This window comes from Vibrio ostreae (genome assembly GCF_019226825.1).
GTDB classification, from domain to species: domain Bacteria; phylum Pseudomonadota; class Gammaproteobacteria; order Enterobacterales; family Vibrionaceae; genus Vibrio; species Vibrio ostreae.
Genome location: NZ_CP076643.1, coordinates 258,212 through 282,779 on the forward strand (window position 1 = coordinate 258,212; position 24,568 = coordinate 282,779).

Genomic DNA, 24,568 nt, shown 5'->3' on the forward strand with positions numbered 1-24,568 from the left:
CAACAGGTCGATGCTGACTGTTGTCAGCCAATGAATCTAAAAACGCCTCGCAAAATTGCGAGGCGTTTTGTTTTTTGCCGTGGCGGACGGAACGGTTGTGCCATCTTGCCGACGAATTTGCCGAAGGTTAGTTCACTCAGTGCGGTTATTATCTATTCGGCGCGATTATTATCTATTCGGCGTGATTATTGTTCACTGATGGCTTTACCTTTACGCAGGCGGCGCACCCACATCCGGCTCGGGTGCAGGCTTTCCATCACATCGACCGGTAGCGGCAGCGGATCACCACAGATGATGGATGCCAGAACTTCGGCCAGAAGAGGGGCCGAACTTAGGCCACGCGAACCGAGACCAAGCAAGCCATACAGTTGCGGGTACTGAGCCACACGTGGCGCTTCATCCTGTGCCATGTGCACCAACTGTTGGTACTGCTCGAGAATTTCCGCCATTTGACCGATACTGCCGACAAAAGGCAGGTGATCACGGCTGACGCAGCGGATGGCCTGACGTGAGTCGTTACCTGAGGTGTCGACCTGAGCCGGCCAGCTTTGTGTACTGACACATTTGGCCAGACGTGCGCCATTTTCGGTTTGTGCCTGCGCGTCAAACTCACGGTCGATGTGTTCGCGGTCATAACTCGCCCCGATGCAATGGGTGGCTGTGTCTGGGTTGGCCGGGGTCATGTAACCGTCGTAACACAAAACCGAACGCAGTAACCGCAGGGTGTCGTTGCTTGGTACATGACTGACCTGACCTTTGACTTTACCCAGCGGCTGTAGCTTGGTCTGCTCGATGGCGTCAAACTGATGACCATTGGCCATAATCACGCACTGATGATGTCTCGTCTGCTGCACGGGTGATGTGCCGGCAAAGGACAGCTGCCACTGCTGGCTGTCAGCCAGCCATTCCAGTTTGGTCAGCTCATGATCATAACGGGCAGTCAGTTTGCCTTGTCGGGTTAAATGGTTCAGCAGCCCTGTGGTGAACTGAGCCGGGCATAGCCAGCCGCCCAGCGGGTAGTGGACGCTTTCCACATCAACCGGTAAGCCGACCGCTTGCGCGCTCTGCTCGGGGCTGAGTTTGGTGACTAAATCGTGACTGAAATCACCGGCGATCATTTTATTGAGTTTTTTGGCGGACTTTTCATCCCACAGTAACTGAGTCACGCCACACCAGTCATGATCGAATTCGATGTTTTCTGCCATCTGCTCAAAGAACTGGCGGGCGTATAAAAAGGCCGGGGCAAACACGCGAGACACGCCGTTATGCTCACCATTGAGCAGCGGATAGACGGCGCCCTGGCGGTTGCCGGACGCGCCCTGAGCCGCTTCACTGTCCTGGCAATACAGCGTGATGGCCACGCCACGTTCGCTCAATGCTTTAGCCAGAGCGGCACTAGCGATACCGCCACCTATAATGGCCACATCCTTGACGTCGCTCAGGGCCTCGATGTGATACCAGGGTTTAATATTGCTGGCCGGCTGTTTGTCGCTCATGGCACCGGCGATCATTTCCCGTTTGGTGCCAAAGCCTTTGACTTTCTTCATGTCAAACCCGGCTTCTATCAGGCCGCGACGCACAAAACCGGCTGCGGTGAAAGTGGCGCAGGTACAGTCTTGTTTCGCCATCATTGCCATGCCGTTAAACAGGTTTTGATTCCACATTTCGGGATTTTTACTCGGAGCAAAGCCGTCCAGGAACCAGGCATCGACCAGACCTTTTTCAGGAACCGGAACGCCGGGCATGCAATCTTTAATGTCACCAAACCATAAATCCAGGGTGACCGCGCCATCGGCCAGTACAATACGGTGACATTCTGGCACAGCAGGCGGATAATGCTGATGTAATTGCCTGGCATAATCAGCCAGTTCCGGCCACGCCTGATGAGCCTGGACTAAATCTGCACGACTGAGCGGAAACTTTTCAAAACTAATGAAATGTAACTGCTGTAGTGTCGCTTGTGGGTTTTGCTGTCTAAACTTGTCAAACCATTGCCAGGCGGCAAGGAAGTTAAGTCCGGTACCGAATCCGGTTTCGGCAATGACGAAACGGCGCTGATCGTGTTCGTGCCAGCGCTGAGGAAGGTGATTTTGGGTCAGAAATACGTAACGGGTCTCTTCTAACCCATTAACGTTAGAGAAATAGACGTCGTCAAATTGGTCAGAAACCGGGGTTCCGGCCTCGTTCCAGCCGAGTTGTGCATGAGTGATTGAAGTCATAATGGGCGAGTTCTATGATATTTGACGTAATTATGGGCCGGGATTGTACGGATTTATGGGAAAGCTGACCACTTTTGTTGGCCTTCTTCGTTATCATTTATCAGAATTTTGAATTATAGGAATGTCACATGAAACGAGTCGTAATCACCGGTATGGGTATTGTTTCAAGTATCGGTAACAACGTCGAAGAAGTTTTAGCGTCTCTTAAAGCAGGTAAGTCAGGCATCAATGCTTCTGAGCAATTCAAAGAGAAAGGTCTACGTTCTCAAGTTTGGGGCGACCTGAAAATCAACCCTGCTGAACATATTGACCGTAAACAAATGCGTTTTATGGGCGATGCAGCGGCATACGCTTACCTGTCGATGGAACAGGCGATTGCTGATGCAGGTCTGACTCCAGAGCAGGTTTCTAACGACCGTACAGGTATCATTGCCGGATCGGGCGGTGCGTCTTCCCTGAACCAGGTGAACGCGGTCGATATTCTGCGTGAGAAGGGTGTGAAGCGCGTTGGTCCTTACATGGTACCGCGTACTATGTCTTCAACGGTTTCGGCTTGTCTGGCAACTCCATTTAAAATCCGTGGCGTAAACTACTCAATAAGCTCTGCTTGTGCGACATCTGCACACTGTATCGGTAACGCAATGGAACTGATCCAACTGGGTAAACAGGACATCGTATTCGCGGGCGGCGGTGAAGAACTGGACTGGTCACTGACCATGATGTTTGATGCGATGGGTGCACTGTCAACTAAGTACAACGACGATCCATCTAAAGCGTCTCGTACCTACGATGCAGACCGTGACGGTTTCGTTATCTCCGGCGGCGGCGGTATGGTCGTGATTGAAGAGCTGGAACACGCTCTGGCACGTGGCGCGAAAATCTACGGTGAAATCGTCGGCTACGGTGCGACTTCGGACGGTTACGACATGGTCGCTCCGTCTGGTGAAGGCGCAGTGCGTTGTATGCAGATGGCGATGCAAAACGTGGACGACGTGGACTACGTAAACACACACGGTACGTCAACACCGGTTGGTGATGTGAAAGAACTGGGTGCGATTCAACAGGTCTTTGGTGGTAAGAGCCCGGCGATTTCAGCAACCAAAGCGATGACAGGTCACGCTCTGGGTGCGGCGGGTGTGCACGAAGCGATCTACTCAACCCTGATGCTGCATCACGGTTTTGTTGCACCAAGCATCAACATTGAAAACCTGGATGAAGCGGCGCAAGGTCTGGATATCGTGACTGAAGCTCGTGAACAGGAACTGACCACTGTGATGTCAAACAGTTTTGGTTTTGGTGGCACTAACGCGACGCTGGTAATTAAGAAATACCAGGGCTAAGCGCCTCTGACCAATCCGTTTCCAGAACCGATCAGCCTGGCTGATCGAACAGACGCAGACTCTGTCCCATGGAGAGCGGGACAGGATCCTTTTGTTCTGGTTATTGCCCGGCAACCATTTTTGGTGCCGGGCATTTTTATGGCCGACGTGTTAATCCTCGACACTGGCAACGCTTTTCTGCACAATGCGTTGTTAACCTGCCAAGCACACTAGTAATGCAACCCCAGTCAAAAATAATGTGAACTCTGTATGAAAATTGTGATCGACGAAAACATGCCTTATGCAGCTGAGCTGTTCAGCCAGTTGGGTGAGGTGATTTTAAAACCAGGCCGGACTCTGACCGCCGACGATCTGATTGATGTCGATGCGCTGATGATTCGTTCGGTGACCAAAGTCAACCAGGAACTGATCAGTAAGGCCAATAAGCTGAAGTTTGTCGGTACGGCGACTGCGGGAATGGACCATGTAGACCAGGCGTTGCTGCAAGATCGCGGAATCTTCTTTACTGCGGCACCAGGCTGTAACAAAGTCGGTGTGGCGGAATATGTGGTCAGTGTGTTGATGGTTCTGTCACAGCAACAGGGTTTTTCGGTCTTTGATAAGACGGTCGGTATCATTGGCGCGGGCCAGGTGGGCAGCTATCTGGCCGAGTGTCTGAGCGGTATGGGCATCAAAGTTCTGCTCAATGATCCACCGAAACAGGCGCAAGGTGACTCTCGTGTCTTCACTCCGCTTGAGGCTTTGCTTAGTGAAGCGGATGTGATTACTGTGCATACGCCGATCACCAAAGACGGTGAATGGCCGACCCATCACCTGATCAACGCCGACGTGCTGGCGAATCTGCGCAGTGACCAGATCCTGATTAACGCCGCTCGTGGTCCGATTGTCGATAACGAAGCGCTGAAAGCGCGTCTGCTGGAGCGTGACGGTTTCACCGCTGCGCTGGATGTGTTCGAGTATGAACCTCAGGTCGATATGACACTGCTGCCTCTGTTGGCGTTCGCGACGCCACATATCGCCGGTTATGGTCTGGAAGGTAAGGCGCGTGGTACGACTATGATTTTTAACAGCTACTGTGAGTTTCTGGGTGAAGCTCATTGTGCTAATCCATCCAGCTTACTGCCGGTAGCTCCGGTTCCCGAGGTGACGCTGGATCGGGCCTGGGATGAAGCGACACTGCTGTCCTTAACCCAACTGATTTATGATGTGCGTAGGGATGACGCACTGTTCCGTCGCGAAATACACAAACCTGGCGCGTTTGACCAAATGCGTAAACACTATTGGGACAGACGTGAGTATAGCGCGGTCACACTCGTTGGTGATGCCGGATGTAATCTGGAGCCGCTGGCGAAATTAGGTTTTAAAATTGAGGTAACGAATGAGCCAAGAATTTAACGTTGCAATATTTGGTGCAACAGGCGCCGTCGGTGAAACGATGCTGGAAGTGCTGCAGGAGCGTAAGTTCCCGGTCGGCAATCTGTACCTGCTGGCCAGTGAGCGCAGTGAGGGCAAGACTTACCGTTTCAACGGTAAAACGGTCCGGGTCGAGAATGTCGAAAACTTTGACTGGACGCAAGTTCATATTGCGTTGTTCTCTGCAGGTGGTGAACTGTCAGCCCAGTACGCGCCGATCGCGGCAGATGCTGGTGTGGTGGTGATTGATAACACCTCACAGTTTCGTTATGACTACGACATTCCGTTGGTTGTGCCGGAAGTGAACCCGCAAGCGGTGGCGGATTTCCGTAACCGTAACATCATCGCTAACCCGAATTGCTCGACCATCCAGATGCTGGTCGCACTGAAGCCGATTTATGATGCGGTGGGTATTGAGCGCATTAACGTCACGACTTACCAGTCGGTATCCGGAGCCGGTAAAGCTGGCATTGATGAGCTGGCAGGACAGACCGCCAAGCTGCTGAACGGTATTCCGGCTGAGAGTAAAGAGTTTCGTCAGCAAATCGCGTTTAACTGTATTCCGCAAATCGATCAGTTTATGGACAACGGCTACACCAAAGAAGAAATGAAAATGGTGTGGGAAACGCAGAAGATTTTTAATGATGCGGCGATTACGGTTAACCCGACCTGTGTGCGTGTGCCAGTTTTCTACGGTCATGCAGAAGCGCTGCACGTTGAAACCAGTGCTCCGATCGATGCTGAGCAGGTGATTGATTTGCTGGAACACACCGAAGGAGTGGAAGTGTTCAAGGGTGAAGATTTCCCGACCCAGGTGCGTGATGCCGGCGGTAAAGACCATGTGATGGTGGGACGTATCCGTAACGACATCAGCCATCACAGTGGTATTAACCTGTGGGTTGTGGCTGACAACGTGCGTAAAGGTGCGGCGACCAATGCAGTGCAGATTGCTGAGGTGCTGATTCGGGATTATTTCTGAGTTAAGTCAGTCGTCTGATGTAAAAAAAACCACCGCAAAACGGTGGTTTTTTTTTATTTCTTCGGCTTGTGAGCGTCAGGGTTGTCTTTGCAACTTCCGTCTGCGCATTTGCCGTAAAGATACAGGCTGTGGTTGGTCAGTTGGACATTGTACTGCGCGGCAATTTGTTTCTGACGATCTTCGATCATATCGTCCGAAAATTCAATTACTTCACCGCAGTCCAGGCAGACCAGGTGGTCGTGGTGGTGCTGCGTTGACAGTTCAAATACCGATTTACCGCCTTCAAAATGGTGACGGGTCACGATGCCTGCATCATCAAACTGGTTTAGTACCCGATAAACTGTGGCAAGGCCAATCTCTTCACCGAGATCAATCAGCTTCTTGTACAGCTCCTCAGCACTAATATGTTGGCACTCAGGCTGCTGTAATACTTCTAAAATCTTGAGCCGTGGAAGGGTTACTTTAAGACCAGCATCCTTTAGCGCTTGGTTATTGTCTGACATATACTTTCCCGTTGATGATCTGCAGTAATTAACAGAAGTCAATGTTGTCCAACATTATAGGTTAGTCGCCGCGAACAATAAACCACGAACTTCAAAGGGTTACTACTAATTATTATAAAGCGGGAGTACATCACTGATATAAGTAATCCGACCAGTTACACTTTGTTAACATTTGGCAGAGGTAAAATCTTGGGCGGTTGACGCTTAACTCCCTGATTTTACGCTGGCTGGGTATCTACATGGCGTCAGAGGTATTTACATAATGCATACAACCCTCGCAAAACTCTATCGTCCTGGTGTGGTGAAATGGGCATTGAACTGCTGGCCACCATTTTGGGGCTCAGGGATTAAAATAGTCACTATCAGTAATGATTTTCGTGAAGCGCGTCTGCAGTTAAAGCTGCGTTGGTGGAACAAAAATGCCAATCGCTCGCAATATGGCGGCAGTATCTTTTCTTTAACCGATCCGGTTTACGCTCTGATGTTGATGGGGATCCTCGGCGATCAGTACTATGTCTGGGACAAGCAGGCGAGCATCAATTTTATTAAACCCGGCCATACCGATTTGCATGCGGACTTTTTGATCTCGCAACAGCAACTGGATGACATTCTGGCTGCAACCGCATGTGGTGATAAGTGTTTTCCCGAATTCATCATCCATGTCAAAAACGCGCATGGTGAAGTGGTGTCGGAAGTGCATCGCCAGCTCTATGTGCGCAAGAAGCCCAAATACCGCGATGTGGAGCCCTCAGCGATGATGGAATCACAAACAACAGTGCGATCGGAAAATATTGCCTTGGTCGAGTCGTTAAGCCCGGCAGAGTCGATAACGTCGACCAGTCGGGTTGTGACGCAGGACGACCGTGCCGCGCGGCGTTACGGGCAGCAGCGCTAGCTAGCGTGTGCGGTTGCGATAGGCCCGGCATACATCAATCCACGCTTCCGCCGTGCGTGGCACGTAGCGCTCGGCGTGCCAGATAGCGCCCAAGCGCCATTCAATTGAAGGTGACATGGCTTTTATCACCACACCTTCGCCCTGAATACGATGACACAAAGGCTCAGGTAAAAAAGCGACGCCCACGCCGCTTTTGACCAGTGCGACCAGAAAGTCCCACTGGCTGCTGCGTGCGGCGACAGAAGGTGTGATTGCCTGTTGCTGACACAGAGTTGCTATGTATTCGCTGAGGGTGAAATCATCGGTATACAGATAAAACGGCTCGTGCTGAATATCCTGCCAGTGCACACTGTCCATCTCGTTCCAGGGCGCGACATCCGGCAGCACGGCGCAAATCGGGTAACTGTCGAGATCGAGAATATTGAGCGTGTCGGCGGCGCTGGGCGAGAGCATGGTGACGGCGACGTCAAGGTCACCGTTATACACGGCTTGCTCAATTTTACGTCCACCGCACTCAACGATGGTCAGTTCGACATTAGGAAAGGCTTGGCGATACTGGCGAATCAATCCGGCGTACATATGGCCGACCATGGGCGGTATTCCGAGGCGCAGGTGGCCGCGTTGCAATTGGTTGAGGTCGAGCAGCTCAGCATTGAGCTGGTTGAACTGAGCCAGGATCTGCTGGGCACGCTGATAAACCACTTCACCGGCATCGGTGAGCCACAAACGGCGACCTTCCCGGTGCAGTAATGGCTGTTCGACTTCCTGCTCTAGGCTGCGAATCATCTTACTGATGGTCGGTTGGGTGACAAACAACTTTTCTGACGCCCGGGTAAAACTCTGCTCGTTGACCACTTCAATAAAATAACGCAGTGCTTTGATGTCCATGTCGTTCACTCTGGTTGCTAAATATTCCATTTTGGCATGAATTGAATAATAAAAATTCATTTTATGATGGTTTTGCCTCTGCCTATACTGTGATTGACTTCTCAAAAAGGCAAATGGGCAATGATAAAACTAATGAACGCGCTGATGACTCTGGGTCAGGTCACAGTATTAACCCTGATCTGGTTCATCGCCGATGAGCTGGTGGCACACTTCCATCTGCCATTGCCAGCTAATTTAACCGGCATGCTGATGCTGCTGGCCTTGGTGATGTGCCGAGTGGTCAAAGTGGACTGGTTCCGGCGTGGTGCCAGCTGGTTGCTGGCCGAGATGCTGCTGTTTTTTATTCCGGCTGTGGTGGCAGTGATCAATTATCAGGATATGCTCGCACAGCAAGGGTTGCGCATTCTGCTGGTGCTGGTATTGAGTACCATCATAGTGATTGCCTGTACGGCCTGGGTCGTTGACAAGCTGTATCGTTATGAGCTCAAAGTGGCGCGGCGGCGCAGTCAGTTAGGGCAGGAAGCATAATGATGGCTGCCGGAACTTCGCTGTTGGGGGCAGTTTGTCTGTTAATGACATTAGTGCTCTATTTTGCTAGTAAGGCGCTCTATCGTCGTAAGCAGACTATGTTGTTGATGCCGTTATTGCTGGTACCTGTGTTACTTATTCTGGTGGTGGTGGGTTTGCATATCTCTTATCAGGATTATATGGCCGAGTCACACTGGCTGGTATGGATGCTGGGCCCTGCCACGGTAGCGTTTGCGGTTCCTGTCTATGATAACCGACATTTGATCGCGCGCCACTGGCTCTCTTTATCAGCTGGCGTGGCGGTTTCTGTGGTGGTTGCGGTCAGCTCAACGGTATTCCTGGCCCGTTGGCTTGAGTTGCCGGAATTGCTGCAACGCAGCCTGGCGATGCGTTCAATCACGACCCCTTTTGCTGTCGAGGCCACCAAGTCAGTCGGCGGACAAACCGATCTCACTGCGCTGTTTGTGGTGCTGACTGGGGTGATAGGTATGCTGGTCGGCGAGGTGATTTTTACCTTATTGTCGATTCGCTCCCGTCTGGGACGTGGTGCCAGCTTAGGAGCCTCAGCCCATGGTGCTGGTACCGCTAAAGCCTATCAGCTTGGTCATTCCGAAGGGGTCGTCTCGAGCGTGGCGATGATGATAGCGGGAATTATCACCGTGCTGGTGGCACCGCTTATCGGTCAGGTGATGTGGTAAATCTGCGCTAAGCGTAAGCGGATATAAAAAAACCCTGCCTGGCAGGGTTTTTTCAATCAGTGCGACAAGCTTAGTCTTCCAGCTCAGCCAGACACATCTCTTCGTAAACCTGGGTTACCCATTTGGTCACACGTTGCTCAGTCAGTTCTGGCTGACGGTCTTCATCAATACACAGGCCGATGAAGTGGTTTTCATCAACCAGCGCTTTCGACGCTTCAAACTCGTAACCTTCTGTTGGCCAGTGACCCACAATGGTTGCGCCTTTGGCTTCAACGATGTCACGCACGGTGCCCATCGCGTCACAGAAGTACTCAGCGTAGTCTTCCTGGTCACCACAACCAAATACAGCGACGAGCTTGGTTGAAAAATCAATGGCTTCTAATTCAGGGAAAAAATCATCCCAGTCACATTGAGCTTCACCGTAATACCAGGTAGGGATACCGAGCAGCAACAGATCGAAGTTATCAATGTCTTCTTTGCTGCTTTTAGCAATATCTTGAACGTGAACCAGTTTTTTACCCAGTTGTTTCTGAATCATCTTTGCAATAGCTTCGGTGTTACCTGTATCGCTACCAAAAAAGATACCTACACTTGCCATAGAGTCTTTACCTTTAAATTGTTATGGGTTGGCGCTGGTTGAACGCGCGGGCATTAGCCAAGTCCGGTTCCTTCCCAACTCAGTTGGATAATGCCTTTGGCGATAAAGCCGGCACAACCTAAAAATAGAACAAGCCACACGATACGACGGCCAAATGGCGGAACATTACCTTGTTTTAAAACGTCTTTTATTGCCATTCCGATCAGAAAAAATATAGACGCAAACAGCAGATCGAGTCCGACAGACTCAAGCATGTTCATGTAGTCGTACAGCATGGTAGTCCTTTATGCCAATTTGCTTGCGCGCACTATACCATTGTTGTCGGGCAAAGTTAATGCGCGGATGAGAATCGATTTCACACTTGGCGGATGAGAAAAACCGCGATCAGCCGACAACTGCAGTGCGTTATCTCATGTGATGAATTTGCGTATCGCACGCAGTACTTCGGTTGGCTTTTCTGCATGTAGCCAGTGGCCGGTGTTGGCGATGACGTGGGCTTTCGCCTCGCTGAACTGGGCCTGAACCTCGCTCTGATGCTCGGCGGTCAGATAATCGGAGTCACCACCTTTAATGAACAGGGTCGGAATCGTGCAGCATGTGATCGGCTCCCAGCCCATAATGTGAGCGTAGTTGGCTTTGAGCGCGGTGACGTTGAAGCGCCAGGCCATGATGCCATCGCAGTTATACAGGGATTTACCCAGGAACTGACGTACACCGTCAAGCTCGATGTGCTCGGCAAGAATCGCCATTGCTGCACTGCGCGAAGTCGGCTTTTGTTCTTCAACCGCGGTCAGACCGGCAAAAACCTGCTGGTGGCGATGTTCGCGGTAAGCATACGGGGCAATGTCCATTACCACCAGTTGACGCATACGATCGGCGGCGATATCGGCCAGTTTCATTGCCGTTTTTCCGCCCATGGAATGGCCGACCACGATGGCATCACGAATATCAAGATGTTCGAGTAACTGTTTGATATCCTGAGCGAGCAGAGCGTAATTGTGCTGCTCACTGTGCAGTGACAAGCCATGGTTACGCAGATCGACACTCAGGACCTGATGATCGGTTTTCAGGTCGCGGGCCAGCAGGCCCAGGTTGTCCAGATTACCGAACAGGCCATGGATCAAGACGACGGTGTGACCCTCACCTTCAAGTTTGTAATTCAGAAGTGCTGACATTTTATCTTATTAGTAATGGGTTTAACGTAGAGTCTCGGCAAAGATCTCGCTATAATCCCCCAGAGTTTAAACATTGAGATTGTGAAAAGCGAATGAAAACAATTGAGGTAGATGAGGATCTATACCGTTACATTGCAAGCCAGACCCAACACATCGGTGAGAGCGCGTCGGACATTCTGCGCCGCCTGTTGAAAGCGGATGGACAAAGCACTCCTGTTGCTCCTAAGTTGTCGGTGGAGCCGAAAGGTATAGTTGTGAGTAAAGATGCTGGGCAAGAAACGAAACTGGATGGCGTGAAAGAGATGCGCGCTCTGCTGATTTCAGACGAATTTGCTGGTCTGAAAAAAGCGGTTGATCGTTTTATGCTGGTGCTTTCCACTCTTCATCGCATCGATCCTGCCAGCTTTTCTGACGCCACGTTAGTGAAGGGCCGCAAACGTGTTTATTTTGCGGACAATGAGCAGACCCTGCTGGCCAACGGTCAAACGACGAAGCCCAAGGCGATTCCGAATACCCCGTTCTGGGTGATCACCAATAATAATACCAGCCGTAAACAGCAAATGATTGAGCAGGTCATGCTGCGTATGAACTTCCCGGCTGAGATTATTGAAAAGGTCACTCAATCTATTTGATTATATTGATCAAGCCCTAAAAGTCTGACTAAAACCTCATAATATGCAATCTAAACTGCGTATTATGGGGTTTTTTATTTGTCGTTATTTCTGAAAGGATGTCTCCTATGCCAATGCACCCACGTGCAGGACAAAAAGCCCAACAGCAGGACCTGCATAATATTCCCGCGCTTGTTGCTAACTACTATCTGTTGCAGCCTGATCCAAGCAATCCGCAACACAAAGTGGAATTTGGCACCTCAGGGCATCGCGGTACTGCGGATAAATCCACATTTAACGAGAACCATATTCTGGCGATCGCCCAGGCGATCGTTGAAGTCCGTACCGAGCAAAAGACTTCAGGTCCGCTGTTCGTTGGTAAAGATACCCATGCGTTGTCTGAACCTGCCTTCAGCAGCGTGATCGAAGTCCTGATTGCCAACGGCGTTGAAGTGATTGTTCAGCAGGACAACGGTTATACGCCGACGCCGGGTATTTCCCATGCCATTTTGACCTACAACCGTGACCACGCCGAAAAAGCGGATGGTATCGTCATTACCCCGTCGCACAACCCGCCCCAGGACGGCGGCATCAAATATAACCCGACTCATGGCGGCCCGGCGGAAGGTGAACTGACCCAGGCGATTGAAAACCGTGCTAATCAGCTGATTGCCGAGGGGATGAAGGGAGTAAAACGCCTGCCGATTGGCGAGGCGAAACAGTCTGCATTGTTTAAACGGGTGGATTTGGTTAAGCCTTATATTGACGACCTGGTGAATGTGGTTGATATGGCGGCGATTCAAAAAGCTAACCTGAAACTGGGTGTGGACCCACTCGGCGGCAGTGGTATTGATTATTGGCGCCAGATCGGGAAGGCCTACAATCTGAATCTGACCCTGGTCAGTGAAGCGATTGATCCCAGCTTCCAGTTCATGTCACTGGATAAAGACGGTGTCATTCGTATGGACTGTTCTTCGCCGTATGCGATGGCCGGTCTGCTGGCATTGAAAGATGAGTACGACCTGGCGTTTGGCAATGACCCGGATTATGACCGTCATGGCATCGTGACTCCGAAAGGTTTGATGAATCCGAACCACTTCCTTGCGGTGTGTATCGATTACCTGTACCGCCATCGTGACGGCTGGGGTAAAGATGTCGCTGTCGGTAAAACCCTGGTTTCTAGTGCCATGATCGACAAAGTGGTGGCGGATTTGGGCCGTGAACTGTGCGAAGTGCCGGTCGGCTTCAAATGGTTTGTAGATGGGCTGTACAACGGCAGCTTTGGTTTTGGTGGTGAAGAGAGCGCTGGCGCCTCTTTCCTGCGTAAAGATGGTACGCCGTGGTCAACCGACAAAGACGGCATCATTCTGTGTTTGCTGGCCGCGGAAATTACGGCTGTGACCGGTAAAACGCCGCAGCAGTACTATGACGAGCTGGCGGCCAAACATGGTGATTCACACTACAACCGGATTCAGGCGGTCGCGAACGGCCCGCAAAAAGAGGTATTGAAAAAGCTGTCACCTGAAATGGTGTCAGCCCAGACTCTGGCTGGTGATGCGATTACTGCCCGTCTTACCCATGCGCCGGGCAATGGTGCAGCGATTGGCGGCCTGAAAGTGACCAGTGATTTTGGCTGGTTTGCGGCGCGTCCTTCCGGCACCGAAGATATCTACAAGATTTACTGTGAGAGTTTCAAAGGTGAAGCGCATCTGCAGCAAATAGAGCAAGAAGCTCAGGATATCGTGAACCAGGTGTTTAAAGACGCCGGACTGTGATCGGCTGAGTGAGGCGGTTGAAGACTATGACGTGAAGAGGCGCACTGAGCGCCTCTTTTTATCTCTGCAGTTTCCGGTTTGTCTGCCCGAGTACAGCGTGATTGTCGAGGCGTTCGGATTACGCGCCGATATTGTGGGGCCAGTCGCGAGGAACCACAAACCAGAATTGGCCGGATTCACTCTGGCAGTGGACAAAACCGTCGGCGTCGCCGTGAAAACGCTCGGTATCCGCGCTGCGCCCGGTCAGCCATTGTGATTTGTCCAGCAGGTAAAGTGGTTCTTCTATCTGAGCGAACTGATGATCATAACACCAGTATCCGCTGACCTGCGACTGATTGAGGCGAAAGCCCAGACAGTCTTCGGGCACGGTTTCCGGCTCGAACGGATTGACGTACAGACGTCCCTGCATCAGCAAATTGGGTTGTGCATTGGCCCATAAAGGATAGGTTTTGATGAACGCATCGTTGGTTGACATCGGCAACTGGTGGTTGAGCATATGGGCCAGTTTGAGATCCAGTCGGTCCTGGGCATTCGGGCCGTACCATAGCCCATTCTGGAGCAGATAAAACTTTACCGCGACTTCCCAGTGCTCATACTGCTCGGTTTTGCTGTTTTTAACGATAAAATCGATGGAGCCCAGTGTACGGCCATGTTGATTGAGCTGAATCTCGTCCGATACAGAGTGATAACGCGGCGTGGCAGAGAAGAGTTGCAAACATAAATGCTGATAAAGAAAGCCCAGACGGCGGTTGCCCTGATATTCAGCCCATTTCTGCGAAGCGGGCTTACGAAATGGCGGTGTGCCGGCAATCGGCGGGGCAGATTCAAACAGTGATGGGGTAGTGGCTACCCAGTGGGTGAGTTGTTCCAGATCCATAATTGTCTCGTTCCGTCAGTGTTCTTTTCGACATTTTAGCGCGAAATTGGTAGCGTAAGCGGGAAATTGTCAGTTTTAAAATGAAAATGTTATAACCACGCCATGAATATCAGGCAATGGGATCAATGATGAATAATTTACAACTTGAAATGTTGCTCAATGACACGCTGTCGCCACAGCTGATTAAAGATTATTGCCCGAACGGTTTGCAGGTTGAGGGTAAATCGGAAGTCAAAAAAATTGTTACCGGTGTGACAGCATCTAAGGCGCTGATAGAAAAAGCGATAGAGCTTAATGCTGATGCGTTGCTGGTCCATCATGGCTATTTCTGGAAAGGTGAAAATGAGGCGATTCGCGGTATGAAAGGTACGCGCATCCGTCAGTTAATTAAGCATGATATCAACCTGCTGGCCTATCATTTACCACTTGATATCCATCCTGAGCTGGGTAATAACGCGCAACTGGCCAAGCGACTGGGTATTAAGGTTGAAGGTGGACTTGAAGGGCATCCGCAATCGGTGGCGATGTATGGTTCATTGGCTGAGGCGCTCAGCGGAGATCAATTGGCACAGCGTATCAGCCAGGTACTCAGCCGGGCACCGCTGCACATTGCCCCGGAGATGGCAGACAAACCGATTAAAAAAGTCGCCTGGTGTACCGGTGGTGGTCAGGATTATATTGAACTGGCGGCAGCGCAGGGTATGGATGCGTTTATCTCCGGTGAAATCTCAGAACGCACCACATACAGTGCTCGTGAGCTTAACATTCATTATTTCTCTGCGGGCCATCATGCTACGGAACGCTATGGGGTGAAGGCGCTGGGGGAGTGGCTGGCGGCCGAGCACGGATTTGAGGTTGAATTTGTCGATATTGATAATCCGGTATAACGGACAATCTGAACTCAATGCGCGATACTAATGAAAAGAGCGAGGCCTGGCCTCGCTCTTTGTTATCACACAACAAACATCTGGCTATTATTCGCGTTCGTGCAGAGGCACGAAGTCACGCAGACCCTGACCAGTGTACAGCTGACGTGGACGACCGATACGGCTGCCCGGGTCGCTGTGCATTTCATTCCAGTGAGCAATCCAGCCGATAGTCCGCGACATCGCGAAGATTACAGTGAACATAGACACCGGGATACCGATCGCTTTCAGAATAATACCGGAATAGAAGTCTACGTTCGGGTAGAGTTTCTTCTCGATGAAGTATTCATCAGACAGAGCGATACGCTCAAGTTCCATCGCCACATCCAGCAGTGGATCCTTGATGCTGAGCTCTTTCAGCACTTCGTGACACGCTTCGCGCATTACAGTTGCACGCGGGTCATAGTTTTTGTACACGCGGTGACCGAAGCCCATCAGACGGAATGGGTCATCTTTGTCTTTCGCACGTTCAACATACTCAGGGATCTGATCAACTGACCCAATCTCTTCCAGCATACGCAGACACGCTTCGTTCGCGCCGCCGTGAGCCGGACCCCATAGCGATGCAATACCGGCGGCAATACATGCAAATGGGTTAGCACCAGAAGAACCAGCCAGACGAACTGTTGACGTCGAGGCGTTTTGTTCATGGTCTGCGTGCAGAGTAAAGATCTTGTCCATCGCACGGGCGACAACCGGGTTCACTTCGTACTCCTCACATGGTGTTGCGAACATCATGTGCAGGAAGTTTTCAGCGTAGCCCAGATCATTGCGTGGGTAGATAAACGGTTGACCTGTTGAGTATTTATAACACATTGCTGCCAGTGTAGGCATTTTAGACAGTAGACGGTACGCAGCGATTTCCCGGTGCGAGTCGTTGTTGATGTCCAGTGAATCATGGTAGAAGGCTGCCAGGGCACCCACCACGCCACACATTACTGCCATTGGGTGAGCATCACGACGGAAGCCGTGGAAAAAGCTTGCGATTTGCTCATGGACCATAGTGTGACGAGTAACGGTACGTTTGAATTCTTCGTACTGATCGCGATTAGGGGCTTCACCGTAAAGCAGAATATAACACACTTCTAGGTAATCAGCGTTATTGGCTAACTGGTCGATAGGGAAACCGCGGTGTAGCAGAACACCTTTGTCACCATCGATATAAGTGATTTGAGATTCACAAGATGCAGTGGCAAGAAAACCAGGGTCAAAAGTGAAGTAACCATTTGAACCTAATTTACGAACGTCGATTACCTGAGGGCCCAGTGAGCCATCCATAATCGGCAGTTCGATTGGCGCTTTGCCTTCGATATGAAGGGTCGCTTTCTTATCTGCCATAACAATCTCCTTTGTTTATTATTTAATCCGTCCAGGATGTTTGTGTGCCATTCTTGTACGTCTGATCTTGGTTAAAGTCAATTAATCTCACCCGATGTGTGCACTTACTTTGATTTTTTATACATATAAAGTTAAAAATCTGTTCTGTGTAGCAAAAATTGTTACATCAATTGTTGTAGAATGTTGCTAGCCGTATATTGGCGTGGCAAATTTTGGTGGAAACCTTATAAATTAAGGGTTAGCTATAACGGTGAGGTGATAGCTTCTCTCCTTTGTTAACAAATGTTTTACAATCTTATTCCGGTGTTTAAGCGGGTAAAGGTTAAATAAATGTTAACTTTTGTGGGTTTGCCACCAAATTTCATCCATAACTATAAATGCTCAATGGAGCTGAGTGAGCAAGCCCGTGAAAGAAAGAAAGTCTAGACCTGTTAATTTAGATCTGCAGACCATCAGCTTTCCGATCACAGCAATCGCTTCTATCCTTCACCGCGTGGCGGGGGTTATTACGTTTGTAGCAATCGGAATTCTGCTTTGGTTATTATCCATGTCATTATCCTCCCAAGAAGGGTTCATCGAAGCGAGCGATATCGTTGGCGGTTTCTTCGTGAAATTTATTCTGTGGGGTATTCTGACCGCATTGGCGTACCACATCGCTGGTGGTGTTCGTCATTTACTTATGGACCTTGGCTATTTTGAAGAGCTTGAGTCTGGTGCGCAGAGCGCGAAAGTGGCGTTCGGCGCTACTGTGGTTCTCTCTCTGTTGGCGGGGGTTTTGGTATGGTAAAACACGTTTCCTCATTTGGTCGTAACGGGGTTCATGATTTTCTGTTGATTCGCGCCAGCGCAATCATCATGACTCTGTACACCATCTATATCGTTGCCTTTTGTGCATTTACTGATATCTCTTACGTTTCCTGGACCGAGTTCTTCGGCGGCACGTTTACCAAAGTGTTCACTATGCTGGCCTTGGTATGCATCCTTATCCACGGCTGGATCGGCTTGTGGCAGGTTCTGACCGACTACGTCAAGTGCGCTAAACTGCGTGGCGGTTTGCAGCTTGTCGTGATCGCCGTGTTGTTCGGATACTTTTTCTCTGGCCTATTTGTATTGTGGGGTGCGTAAGTGACTATTCCAGTTCGTGAGTTTGATGCCGTAGTAATCGGCGCAGGTGGTGCTGGCATGCGTGCAGCACTGCAAATTTCAGAGCAAGGTTTGACTTGTGCTCTGTTGTCAAAAGTGTTTCCAACTCGTTCTCACACGGTATCGGCGCAAGGCGGTATCACAGTGGCACTGGGCAACTCGCACAAAGATAATTGGCAATGGCACATGTATGACACCGTAAAAGGTTCTGATTACATCGGTGACCAGAACGCTATCGAATACATGTGTAAAAATGGCCCGGAATCGGTAATTGAGCTGGAGAAAATGGGTCTGCCATTCTCTCGTTTCGAAAATGGCTCGATTTATCAGCGTCCGTTTGGTGGCCAGTCTAAAGAGTTTGGTGGCGAGCAGGCTGCACGTACTGCAGCAGCGGCTGACCGTACTGGTCACGCACTGCTACATACTCTTTATCAACAAAACATTAAACATAAAACCACCATTTTCTCAGAATGGTACGCACTGGATCTGGTGAAAAACCAGGATGGTGCTGTGATGGGTTGTACCGCACTGTGCATGGAAACCGGCGAGATCTGTTACTTCAAAGCGAAGGCAACGGTTCTGGCAACGGGTGGTGCAGGCCGTATTTACGCATCGACCACTAACGCGCACATTAACACCGGTGATGGTGTTGGTATGGCTCTGCGCGCTGGCGTACCTATGCAGGATATGGAAATGTGGCAATTCCACCCAACCGGCATTGCCGGCGCCGGCGTGCTGGTGACCGAAGGCTGTCGTGGTGAAGGTGGTTACCTGCTTAATAAAGACGGCGAACGTTTCATGGAGCGTTACGCACCCAACGCCAAAGACCTGGCTGGTCGTGACGTGGTAGCGCGTTCAATGATGATCGAGATCCGTGAAGGCCGTGGTTGCGATGGTCCGTGGGGCCCGCACATCAAGCTGAAACTGGATCATTTGGGTAAAGACGTGCTTGAGTCTCGTCTGCCTGGTATCTGTGAATTGTCACGTACCTTTGCTCACGTTGATCCGGTGAAAGAACCGATTCCGGTTATCCCGACCTGTCACTATATGATGGGTGGTGTTCCAACGCAGGTTTCCGGTCAGGCTATCAAGCAAACGGCAGCAGGTCAGGACGTTGAAGTTCAGGGTCTGTTTGCCTGTGGTGAAATTGCTTCTGTATCGGTCCACGGTGCCAACCGTCTGGGTGGCAACTCGCTGCTTGACCTGGTGGTATTCGGCCGTGCAACCGGCCTGCACCTGGGTGAAACCCTGGCTGCACAGGCTGAGGCTCGTCCGGCAACTGAGTCAGACATTGAAGCTTCACTGGCGCGTACCATGCGTTGGGAAAACAGCAAGGGCGGCGAAGATCCGGTGCAAATCCGTAAAGACCTGCAACGTTGCATGCAAAACAGCTTCTCGGTATTCCGTGAAGGTGATGCAATGGCAAACGGCCTGGAAGAGCTGAAAGTGATTCGTGAACGTCTGAAAGATGCTCATCTGGCGGACAAGTCACAGGAATTCAACACCCAGCGCGTTGAGTGTCTGGAGCTGGATAACCTGATGGAAACCGCTTTCTCGACTGCGGTTGCAGCGAACTACCGTACCGAAAGCCGCGGTGCCCACGCTCGTTTCGACTTCCCTGATCGTGACGATGCAAACTGGCTGTGCCACTCGATTTACAACCCGGAAACTGAGCAGATGAACAAGCGTGATGTCAACATGACGCCGGTTCACCGCGAAGCGTTCCCGCCAAAAGTACGTACTTACTAAGAGGAGGACTGACTGATGAAAATGAACTTCTCTCTGTACCGCTACAATCCGGATGTCGATAAAAAGCCTTACATGAAAGACTACGTGCTTGAAGTGGAAGAAGGCTCTGACATGATGGTTCTGGATGCGCTGATTCTGCTCAAAGAGCAAGACCCGTCGATTGCGTTCCGCCGTTCATGCCGTGAAGGTGTGTGTGGCTCGGACGGTCTTAACATGAATGGTAAAAATGGTCTGGCGTGTATCACTCCATTGTCGGCGTTAAAAGGCGACAAAATTGTGATTCGTCCGCTGCCAGGTCTGCCGGTAATTCGTGACCTGATCGTTGATATGACTCAGTTCTACGATAACTACGCCAAAGTGAAACCATTCCTGATTGCTGACGATGCATTACCACCATCGCGTGAGAATCTGCAATCTCCGGAAGATCGCGCACATCTTGATGGCTTGTATGAATGTATCATGTGTGCATGTTGTACAACGTCCTGCCCATCATTCTGGTGGAATCCGGACAAATTTATCGGTCCTGCGGGCTTACTGGCCGCTTATCGTTGGTTGATCGACAGCCGCGACACCGCGACAGACGAACGCTTATCCAATCTTGATGACGCATTCAGCGTTTTCCGTTGCCACGGCATCATGAACTGTGTAAGTGTTTGTCCGAAAGGATTGAATCCGACGAAAGCAATCGGCCATATCAAGTCGATGCTGGTAAACCGTTCGGTTTAGATAAAAAATTGCAGGCCTGCGGGCCTGCGTTTATTAGCTCGGCGTAGACCGAAGCAAACGTGAAAACTACTGGTTAAGGGAAAATAATGCACAACGGCGTGATGAAGGCATGGCTCGAGTCTTCACACTTGGCTGGCGCCAATGCAACTTACGTAGAGGACCTCTACGAACTGTATCTAAGTGATCCCGATCTGGTCAGTGAGGAGTGGAAACGTGTTTTTGAAGGGCTGCCTGCGCAACCCGACAATGTGGCAGAACAGCCACATTCACGTGTCCGTGACTACTTCAGACGACTCGCTCAAGAAACAAAGCATTACAGTGTCCAAGTTAGTGATCCTGAAGTCGATGCAAAACAAGTAAAAGTCCTACAGCTGATTAACGCATACCGCTTTCGCGGACACGAAGCAGCCCAATTGGACCCTCTCGGATTGTGGAAACGCCCTCCTGTGGCGGAATTAGACCCCTCTTTCCACAGCCTGACTGCCGAAGATATGGAAGAAACTTTCAACGTAGGTTCATTTGCGGTTGGCAAAGAAACCATGCGTCTGAAAGACATCTATCAATCTCTCAACAACATCTATTGTGGCTCGGTTGGTGCAGAATACATGCACATGACAGACACAGAGCAAAAACGTTGGATTCAGCAACGTCTTGAGCCTGTGGTCGGACAGCCGTCGTTCACTCTGGATGAAAAGCAAACTTTCCTGGAAGAATTAACCGCAGCTGAAGGTCTGGAACGCTATCTGGGGGCAAAATTCCCGGGTGCAAAGCGTTTCTCACTGGAAGGTGGCGACGCGATGATTCCAATGACCAAAGAACTGATTCGTCATGCGGGTAAAACCGGTATGCGTGAAGTGGTCATCGGGATGGCGCACCGTGGCCGTCTGAATATGCTGGTCAACGTTCTGGGTAAGAAACCGCAGGATCTGTTCGATGAGTTTGCAGGTAAGCATGACGAAACCTGGGGTACCGGTGATGTGAAATATCACCAGGGTTTCTCGGCTGACTTTGCAACGCCTGGTGGTGATGTGCATTTAGCACTAGCATTCAACCCATCACACCTGGAAATCGTCAACCCTGTGGTTATGGGCTCGGTACGCGCTCGTCAGGATCGTCTCGGCGATGATGACGGTAGCAAAGTTCTGCCAATTACCATCCACGGTGACTCTGCTGTTGCCGGTCAGGGTGTCGTGGCTGAAACCTTCAACATGTCTCTGGCGCGCGGTTACTGCGTGGGCGGTACGGTTCGCATCGTGGTGAATAATCAGGTCGGCTTTACTACCTCCAACCCTCGTGATACTCGCTCGACCATGTACTGTACTGACATTGCGAAGATGGTTCAGGCGCCGATTTTCCACGTTAACTCGGATGATCCGGAAGCGGTTGCTTTCGTTACCCGTCTGGCGCTGGATTATCGTAATGAGTTCAAACGCGACGTAGTGATTGACCTGGTATGTTACCGCCGGCATGGTCACAATGAAGCGGATGAGCCAAATGCGACTCAGCCTCTGATGTATCAGAAAATCAAAAAGCATCCGACACCTCGTAAGCTGTACGCGGATGTGCTGATTGACCGTAAAGAAAGTGATATCGAAACCGCGACTCAGCTGGTGAATGAATATCGCGATGCTCTGGACCGCGGCGAAGTCGTAGTGAAAGAGTGGCGTCCGATGACGATGCACTCGGTTGACTGGTCACCATACCTGGGCCATGAGTGGAATGAAGAGTGGGCCAACAAATACCCGCTTGAGCGTCTGCAAGAACTGGGTCAGCGTGTTTGTCAGTATCCTGAAAGCCACAAGCTGCAAAGCCGGGTAGATAAAATCTACAACGACCGTCGCGCGATGCTTTCCGGCGAAAAAATGCTCGACTGGGGTATGGCGGAAACACTGGCTTACGCCACTTTGGTGGATGACAGCAAACGTATCCGTCTCTCAGGTCAGGATTCCGGTCGTGGAACCTTTTTCCACCGTCATTCAGTTCTGCACAACCAGGGCGATGCCAGCACTTACATTCCGCTGAGCAACATTCATGACAACCAGGGTCCGTTCGAAGTGATTGACTCGGTTCTGTCAGAAGAGGCAGTACTGGCGTTCGAATATGGTTATGCCACAGCAGAACCCGGCGGCCTGACTATCTGGGAAGCGCAGTTTGGTGACTTTGCCAACGGAGCTCAGGTGGTGGTGGACCAGTTCATCTCTTCCGGTGAGCAGAAGTGGGGACGCTTGTGCGGCCTGACTATGCTACTGCCACACGGTTATGAAGGTCAGGGCCCAGAGCACTCCTCTGCTCGCCTTGAGCGTTACTTGCAGTTGTGTGCTGAGCAGAATATGCAGGTTGTTGTACCGTCGACTCCGGCTCAGGTTTACCACATGCTGCGTCGTCAGGTGGTGCGTAAGATGCGTCGTCCGCTGATCGTGATGTCACCGAAATCGCTGCTGCGTCATCCGCTGTGTGTTTCCAGCATGGAAGAGCTGGCTGAGGGGGCATTCCAGGCCGCAATTCCGGAAATCGACACGCTGGACCCTGCCAAGGTGAAACGCGTGGTGTTCTGTTCAGGTAAAGTTTACTACGACCTGCTGGAACAGCGCCGCAGTAACGAGCAGGAAGACGTCGCGATTGTACGTATCGAACAGCTGTACCCATTCCCGATTGAAGAAGTACAGGCTGCTATCGCCCCGTACACCAATGTGGTGGACTATGTTTGGTGTCAGGAAGAGCCGCAAAACCAAGGCGCCTGGTACTCTAGCCAGCACAACTTCCGCGCAGCCATCCCAGCTGGTGCGGATCTGAAATATGCAGGCCGTCCTGCTTCTGCTTCACCAGCAGTAGGTTACATGTCGGTACACTTGAAACAACAAAAAGCGTTGGTTGAAGACGCTCTGACCCTAGCTTAAGAACTAGAACTAAAAAAGGAAGACATAGATATGACAGTTGAAATTCTGGTTCCAGATTTACCTGAATCAGTAGCAGACGCAACCGTTGCGACATGGCACAAACAACCAGGTGACGCCGTTGCACGCGATGAAGTGATTGTAGAAATTGAAACCGACAAAGTAGTACTGGAAGTTCCGGCTCCTGAAGATGGCGTGCTGGAAGCTATTCTGGAAGAGGAAGGCTCGACCGTACTGTCTAAGCAACTGCTGGCTCGCATCAAAAAAGGCGCGGTTGCCGGTGAGCCGACTAAGGACACCACCAGTGCAAGCGAATCTTCACCAGACAAACGCCATAAAGCGACACTGACGGAAGAGAGCAACGATGCACTGAGCCCGGCGGTTCGTCGTCTGCTGGCTGAACATAACCTGGAAGCCTCTCAGGTGAAAGGTACGGGTGTTGGCGGTCGCATCACTCGTGAAGACATCGAAGCCTTCCTGGCTGCTGATAAGAAAGCGCCTCAGGCAGCACAAGAAGCACCTGTTCAGGCTCCGGTTGCAGCACGCAGTGAAAAACGCGTTCCAATGACCCGCCTGCGTAAGCGTGTGGCTGAGCGTCTGCTGGAAGCGAAAAACAGCACTGCTATGCTGACCACGTTTAACGAAGTCAACATGAAACCTATCATGGATCTGCGTAAGCAGTACCAGGATGTGTTTGAGAAGAAACACGGCATCCGTCTGGGCTTCATGTCTTTCTACGTTAAAGCGGTGACCGAAGCGCTGAAACGTTTCCCTGAAGTGAATGCGTCAATCGACGGCGACGAGATTGTTTACCACAATTTCTTCGATATCAGCATCGCGGTTTCTACGCCACGTGGTCTGGTGACTCCGGTACTGAAAGACTCAGATACACTGGGCATGGCTCAGATCGAAAAAGGTATCAAAGAGCTGGCAGTGAAAGGTCGTGACGGCAAACTGACGGTTGACGAACTGACTGGCGGTAACTTCACTATCACTAACGGTGGTGTGTTTGGTTCCCTGATGTCAACGCCAATCATCAACCCGCCACAAGCGGCTATTCTGGGTATGCACAAAATCCAGGACCGTGCCATGGTTGTCGACGGCAAGATTGAAATCCTGCCAATGATGTATCTGGCGCTGTCTTACGACCACCGTTTAATCGACGGTCGTGAGTCAGTTGGCTTCCTGGTAACCATCAAAGAGTTGCTGGAAGACCCAACACGTCTGCTGTTAGACGTTTAATATCGCTGAAACGTCTAGTTATCGCCGATAGCTAGACGTTTGATTGCGGCT

The 24,568-nt window shown here is 50.9% G+C and carries 22 protein-coding genes and 1 pseudogene; 15 read left to right on the plus strand and 8 right to left on the minus strand.

The window, feature by feature from the left end:
* Window positions 1-185: 185 nt before the first annotated feature.
* The gene (gene mnmC, locus KNV97_RS07450) at window positions 186-2,219 is read right to left on the minus strand and encodes a bifunctional tRNA (5-methylaminomethyl-2-thiouridine)(34)-methyltransferase MnmD/FAD-dependent 5-carboxymethylaminomethyl-2-thiouridine(34) oxidoreductase MnmC (RefSeq protein ID WP_218562825.1); all 2,034 of its coding nucleotides are present in this window, start codon (window positions 2,217-2,219) and stop codon (window positions 186-188) included.
* A 128-nt stretch (window positions 2,220-2,347) separates the two neighbouring features.
* Between mnmC and fabB the strand changes: the two genes are divergently transcribed.
* The 3 genes from fabB to KNV97_RS07465 all read left to right on the plus strand — a co-directional run bounded on the left by fabB (window position 2,348) and on the right by KNV97_RS07465 (window position 5,951).
* Window positions 2,348-3,559: a beta-ketoacyl-ACP synthase I gene (gene fabB, locus KNV97_RS07455; protein ID WP_136482516.1), complete on the plus strand. Its 1,212-nt coding sequence runs from the start codon at window positions 2,348-2,350 to the stop codon at window positions 3,557-3,559.
* Window positions 3,560-3,808: 249 nt separating this feature from the next.
* Window positions 3,809-4,954 (plus strand): 4-phosphoerythronate dehydrogenase, encoded by a 1,146-nt coding sequence (locus tag KNV97_RS07460; RefSeq protein ID WP_136482519.1) that lies wholly within the window; start codon window positions 3,809-3,811, stop codon window positions 4,952-4,954.
* Complete coding sequence (locus KNV97_RS07465) at window positions 4,938-5,951, plus strand: aspartate-semialdehyde dehydrogenase (RefSeq protein ID WP_136482521.1); 1,014 nt, start codon at window positions 4,938-4,940, stop codon at window positions 5,949-5,951. The genes KNV97_RS07460 and KNV97_RS07465 overlap by 17 nt, the downstream gene beginning before the upstream one ends.
* 53 nt (window positions 5,952-6,004) lie before the next feature.
* Here KNV97_RS07465 and fcrX read toward each other — a convergent pair whose 3' ends face one another.
* Window positions 6,005-6,454, minus strand: coding sequence for a ferric iron uptake transcriptional regulator FcrX (fcrX, locus tag KNV97_RS07470; RefSeq protein ID WP_136482523.1), 450 nt, complete (start codon window positions 6,452-6,454; stop codon window positions 6,005-6,007).
* A gap of 262 nt (window positions 6,455-6,716) precedes the next feature.
* Here fcrX and KNV97_RS07475 point away from each other — a divergent pair.
* Window positions 6,717-7,193: pseudogene (locus KNV97_RS07475) on the plus strand (DUF4442 domain-containing protein); the annotation flags it as partial.
* 156 nt (window positions 7,194-7,349) lie between these two features.
* Here the strand turns inward: KNV97_RS07475 and KNV97_RS07480 are convergent.
* Window positions 7,350-8,237, minus strand: coding sequence for a LysR family transcriptional regulator (locus tag KNV97_RS07480; RefSeq protein WP_218563400.1), 888 nt, complete (start codon window positions 8,235-8,237; stop codon window positions 7,350-7,352).
* 120 nt (window positions 8,238-8,357) lie between these two features.
* Here KNV97_RS07480 and KNV97_RS07485 point away from each other — a divergent pair, with 120 nt between their 5' ends.
* Complete coding sequence (locus KNV97_RS07485) at window positions 8,358-8,765, plus strand: CidA/LrgA family protein (protein WP_218562827.1); 408 nt, start codon at window positions 8,358-8,360, stop codon at window positions 8,763-8,765.
* 2 nt (window positions 8,766-8,767) lie between these two features.
* Window positions 8,768-9,463: an LrgB family protein gene (locus tag KNV97_RS07490; protein WP_136483167.1), complete on the plus strand. Its 696-nt coding sequence runs from the start codon at window positions 8,768-8,770 to the stop codon at window positions 9,461-9,463.
* Window positions 9,464-9,533: 70 nt separating this feature from the next.
* Here the strand turns inward: KNV97_RS07490 and fldA are convergent, their stop codons facing one another.
* The 3 genes from fldA to KNV97_RS07505 form a co-directional block, all read right to left on the minus strand.
* A complete protein-coding gene (fldA, locus tag KNV97_RS07495) occupies window positions 9,534-10,061 on the minus strand; it encodes a flavodoxin FldA (RefSeq protein ID WP_136482527.1) in 528 nt (175 codons plus the stop codon).
* Between the two features lie 53 nt (window positions 10,062-10,114).
* Window positions 10,115-10,336, minus strand: coding sequence for a DUF2788 domain-containing protein (locus tag KNV97_RS07500; protein ID WP_136482529.1), 222 nt, complete (start codon window positions 10,334-10,336; stop codon window positions 10,115-10,117).
* 135 nt (window positions 10,337-10,471) lie between these two features.
* On the minus strand, window positions 10,472-11,236 hold the full coding sequence (locus KNV97_RS07505) for an alpha/beta fold hydrolase (protein WP_218562828.1): 765 nt from the start codon (window positions 11,234-11,236) through the stop codon (window positions 10,472-10,474).
* 92 nt (window positions 11,237-11,328) lie between these two features.
* On the opposite strand from KNV97_RS07505, the gene seqA reads away from it, so the two are divergent.
* Both seqA and pgm read left to right on the plus strand, forming a co-directional pair.
* Window positions 11,329-11,868 (plus strand): replication initiation negative regulator SeqA, encoded by a 540-nt coding sequence (seqA, locus tag KNV97_RS07510; protein ID WP_136482533.1) that lies wholly within the window; start codon window positions 11,329-11,331, stop codon window positions 11,866-11,868.
* A gap of 107 nt (window positions 11,869-11,975) precedes the next feature.
* Entirely contained in the window at window positions 11,976-13,622 is a 1,647-nt protein-coding gene (gene pgm / locus KNV97_RS07515) for a phosphoglucomutase (alpha-D-glucose-1,6-bisphosphate-dependent) (protein ID WP_218562829.1), read from the plus strand.
* Window positions 13,623-13,740: 118 nt separating this feature from the next.
* On the opposite strand, the gene KNV97_RS07520 is transcribed toward pgm, so the two are convergent.
* Window positions 13,741-14,499, minus strand: coding sequence for a DUF1853 family protein (locus tag KNV97_RS07520; RefSeq protein ID WP_218562830.1), 759 nt, complete (start codon window positions 14,497-14,499; stop codon window positions 13,741-13,743).
* A 128-nt stretch (window positions 14,500-14,627) separates the two neighbouring features.
* Between KNV97_RS07520 and KNV97_RS07525 the strand changes: the two genes are divergently transcribed.
* A complete protein-coding gene (locus KNV97_RS07525; RefSeq protein WP_168796940.1) occupies window positions 14,628-15,386 on the plus strand; it encodes a Nif3-like dinuclear metal center hexameric protein in 759 nt (252 codons plus the stop codon).
* 87 nt (window positions 15,387-15,473) lie between these two features.
* On the opposite strand, the gene KNV97_RS07530 is transcribed toward KNV97_RS07525, so the two are convergent.
* Window positions 15,474-16,763, minus strand: coding sequence for a citrate synthase (locus tag KNV97_RS07530; RefSeq protein WP_136482541.1), 1,290 nt, complete (start codon window positions 16,761-16,763; stop codon window positions 15,474-15,476).
* A gap of 394 nt (window positions 16,764-17,157) precedes the next feature.
* Between KNV97_RS07530 and sdhC the strand changes: the two genes are divergently transcribed.
* The 6 genes from sdhC (at window position 17,158) to odhB (ending at window position 24,517) form a co-directional block, all read left to right on the plus strand.
* Window positions 17,158-17,550 carry a succinate dehydrogenase cytochrome b556 subunit gene (gene sdhC, locus KNV97_RS07535; RefSeq protein ID WP_136482543.1) on the plus strand — a complete coding sequence of 131 codons (393 nt, stop codon included), beginning with the start codon at window positions 17,158-17,160 and terminating at the stop codon, window positions 17,548-17,550.
* Window positions 17,544-17,888: a succinate dehydrogenase, hydrophobic membrane anchor protein gene (sdhD, locus tag KNV97_RS07540; RefSeq protein ID WP_136482545.1), complete on the plus strand. Its 345-nt coding sequence runs from the start codon at window positions 17,544-17,546 to the stop codon at window positions 17,886-17,888. Before sdhC ends, sdhD begins: the two co-directional genes overlap by 7 nt.
* On the plus strand, window positions 17,889-19,655 hold the full coding sequence (gene sdhA / locus KNV97_RS07545) for a succinate dehydrogenase flavoprotein subunit (protein WP_218562831.1): 1,767 nt from the start codon (window positions 17,889-17,891) through the stop codon (window positions 19,653-19,655).
* Between the two features lie 15 nt (window positions 19,656-19,670).
* Complete coding sequence (locus KNV97_RS07550; protein WP_136482550.1) at window positions 19,671-20,381, plus strand: succinate dehydrogenase iron-sulfur subunit; 711 nt, start codon at window positions 19,671-19,673, stop codon at window positions 20,379-20,381.
* Window positions 20,382-20,467: 86 nt separating this feature from the next.
* Entirely contained in the window at window positions 20,468-23,278 is a 2,811-nt protein-coding gene (gene sucA / locus KNV97_RS07555; protein WP_136482553.1) for a 2-oxoglutarate dehydrogenase E1 component, read from the plus strand.
* 30 nt (window positions 23,279-23,308) lie between these two features.
* Entirely contained in the window at window positions 23,309-24,517 is a 1,209-nt protein-coding gene (odhB, locus tag KNV97_RS07560) for a 2-oxoglutarate dehydrogenase complex dihydrolipoyllysine-residue succinyltransferase (protein ID WP_136482555.1), read from the plus strand.
* The last annotated feature ends 51 nt before the right edge of the window (window positions 24,518-24,568 follow it).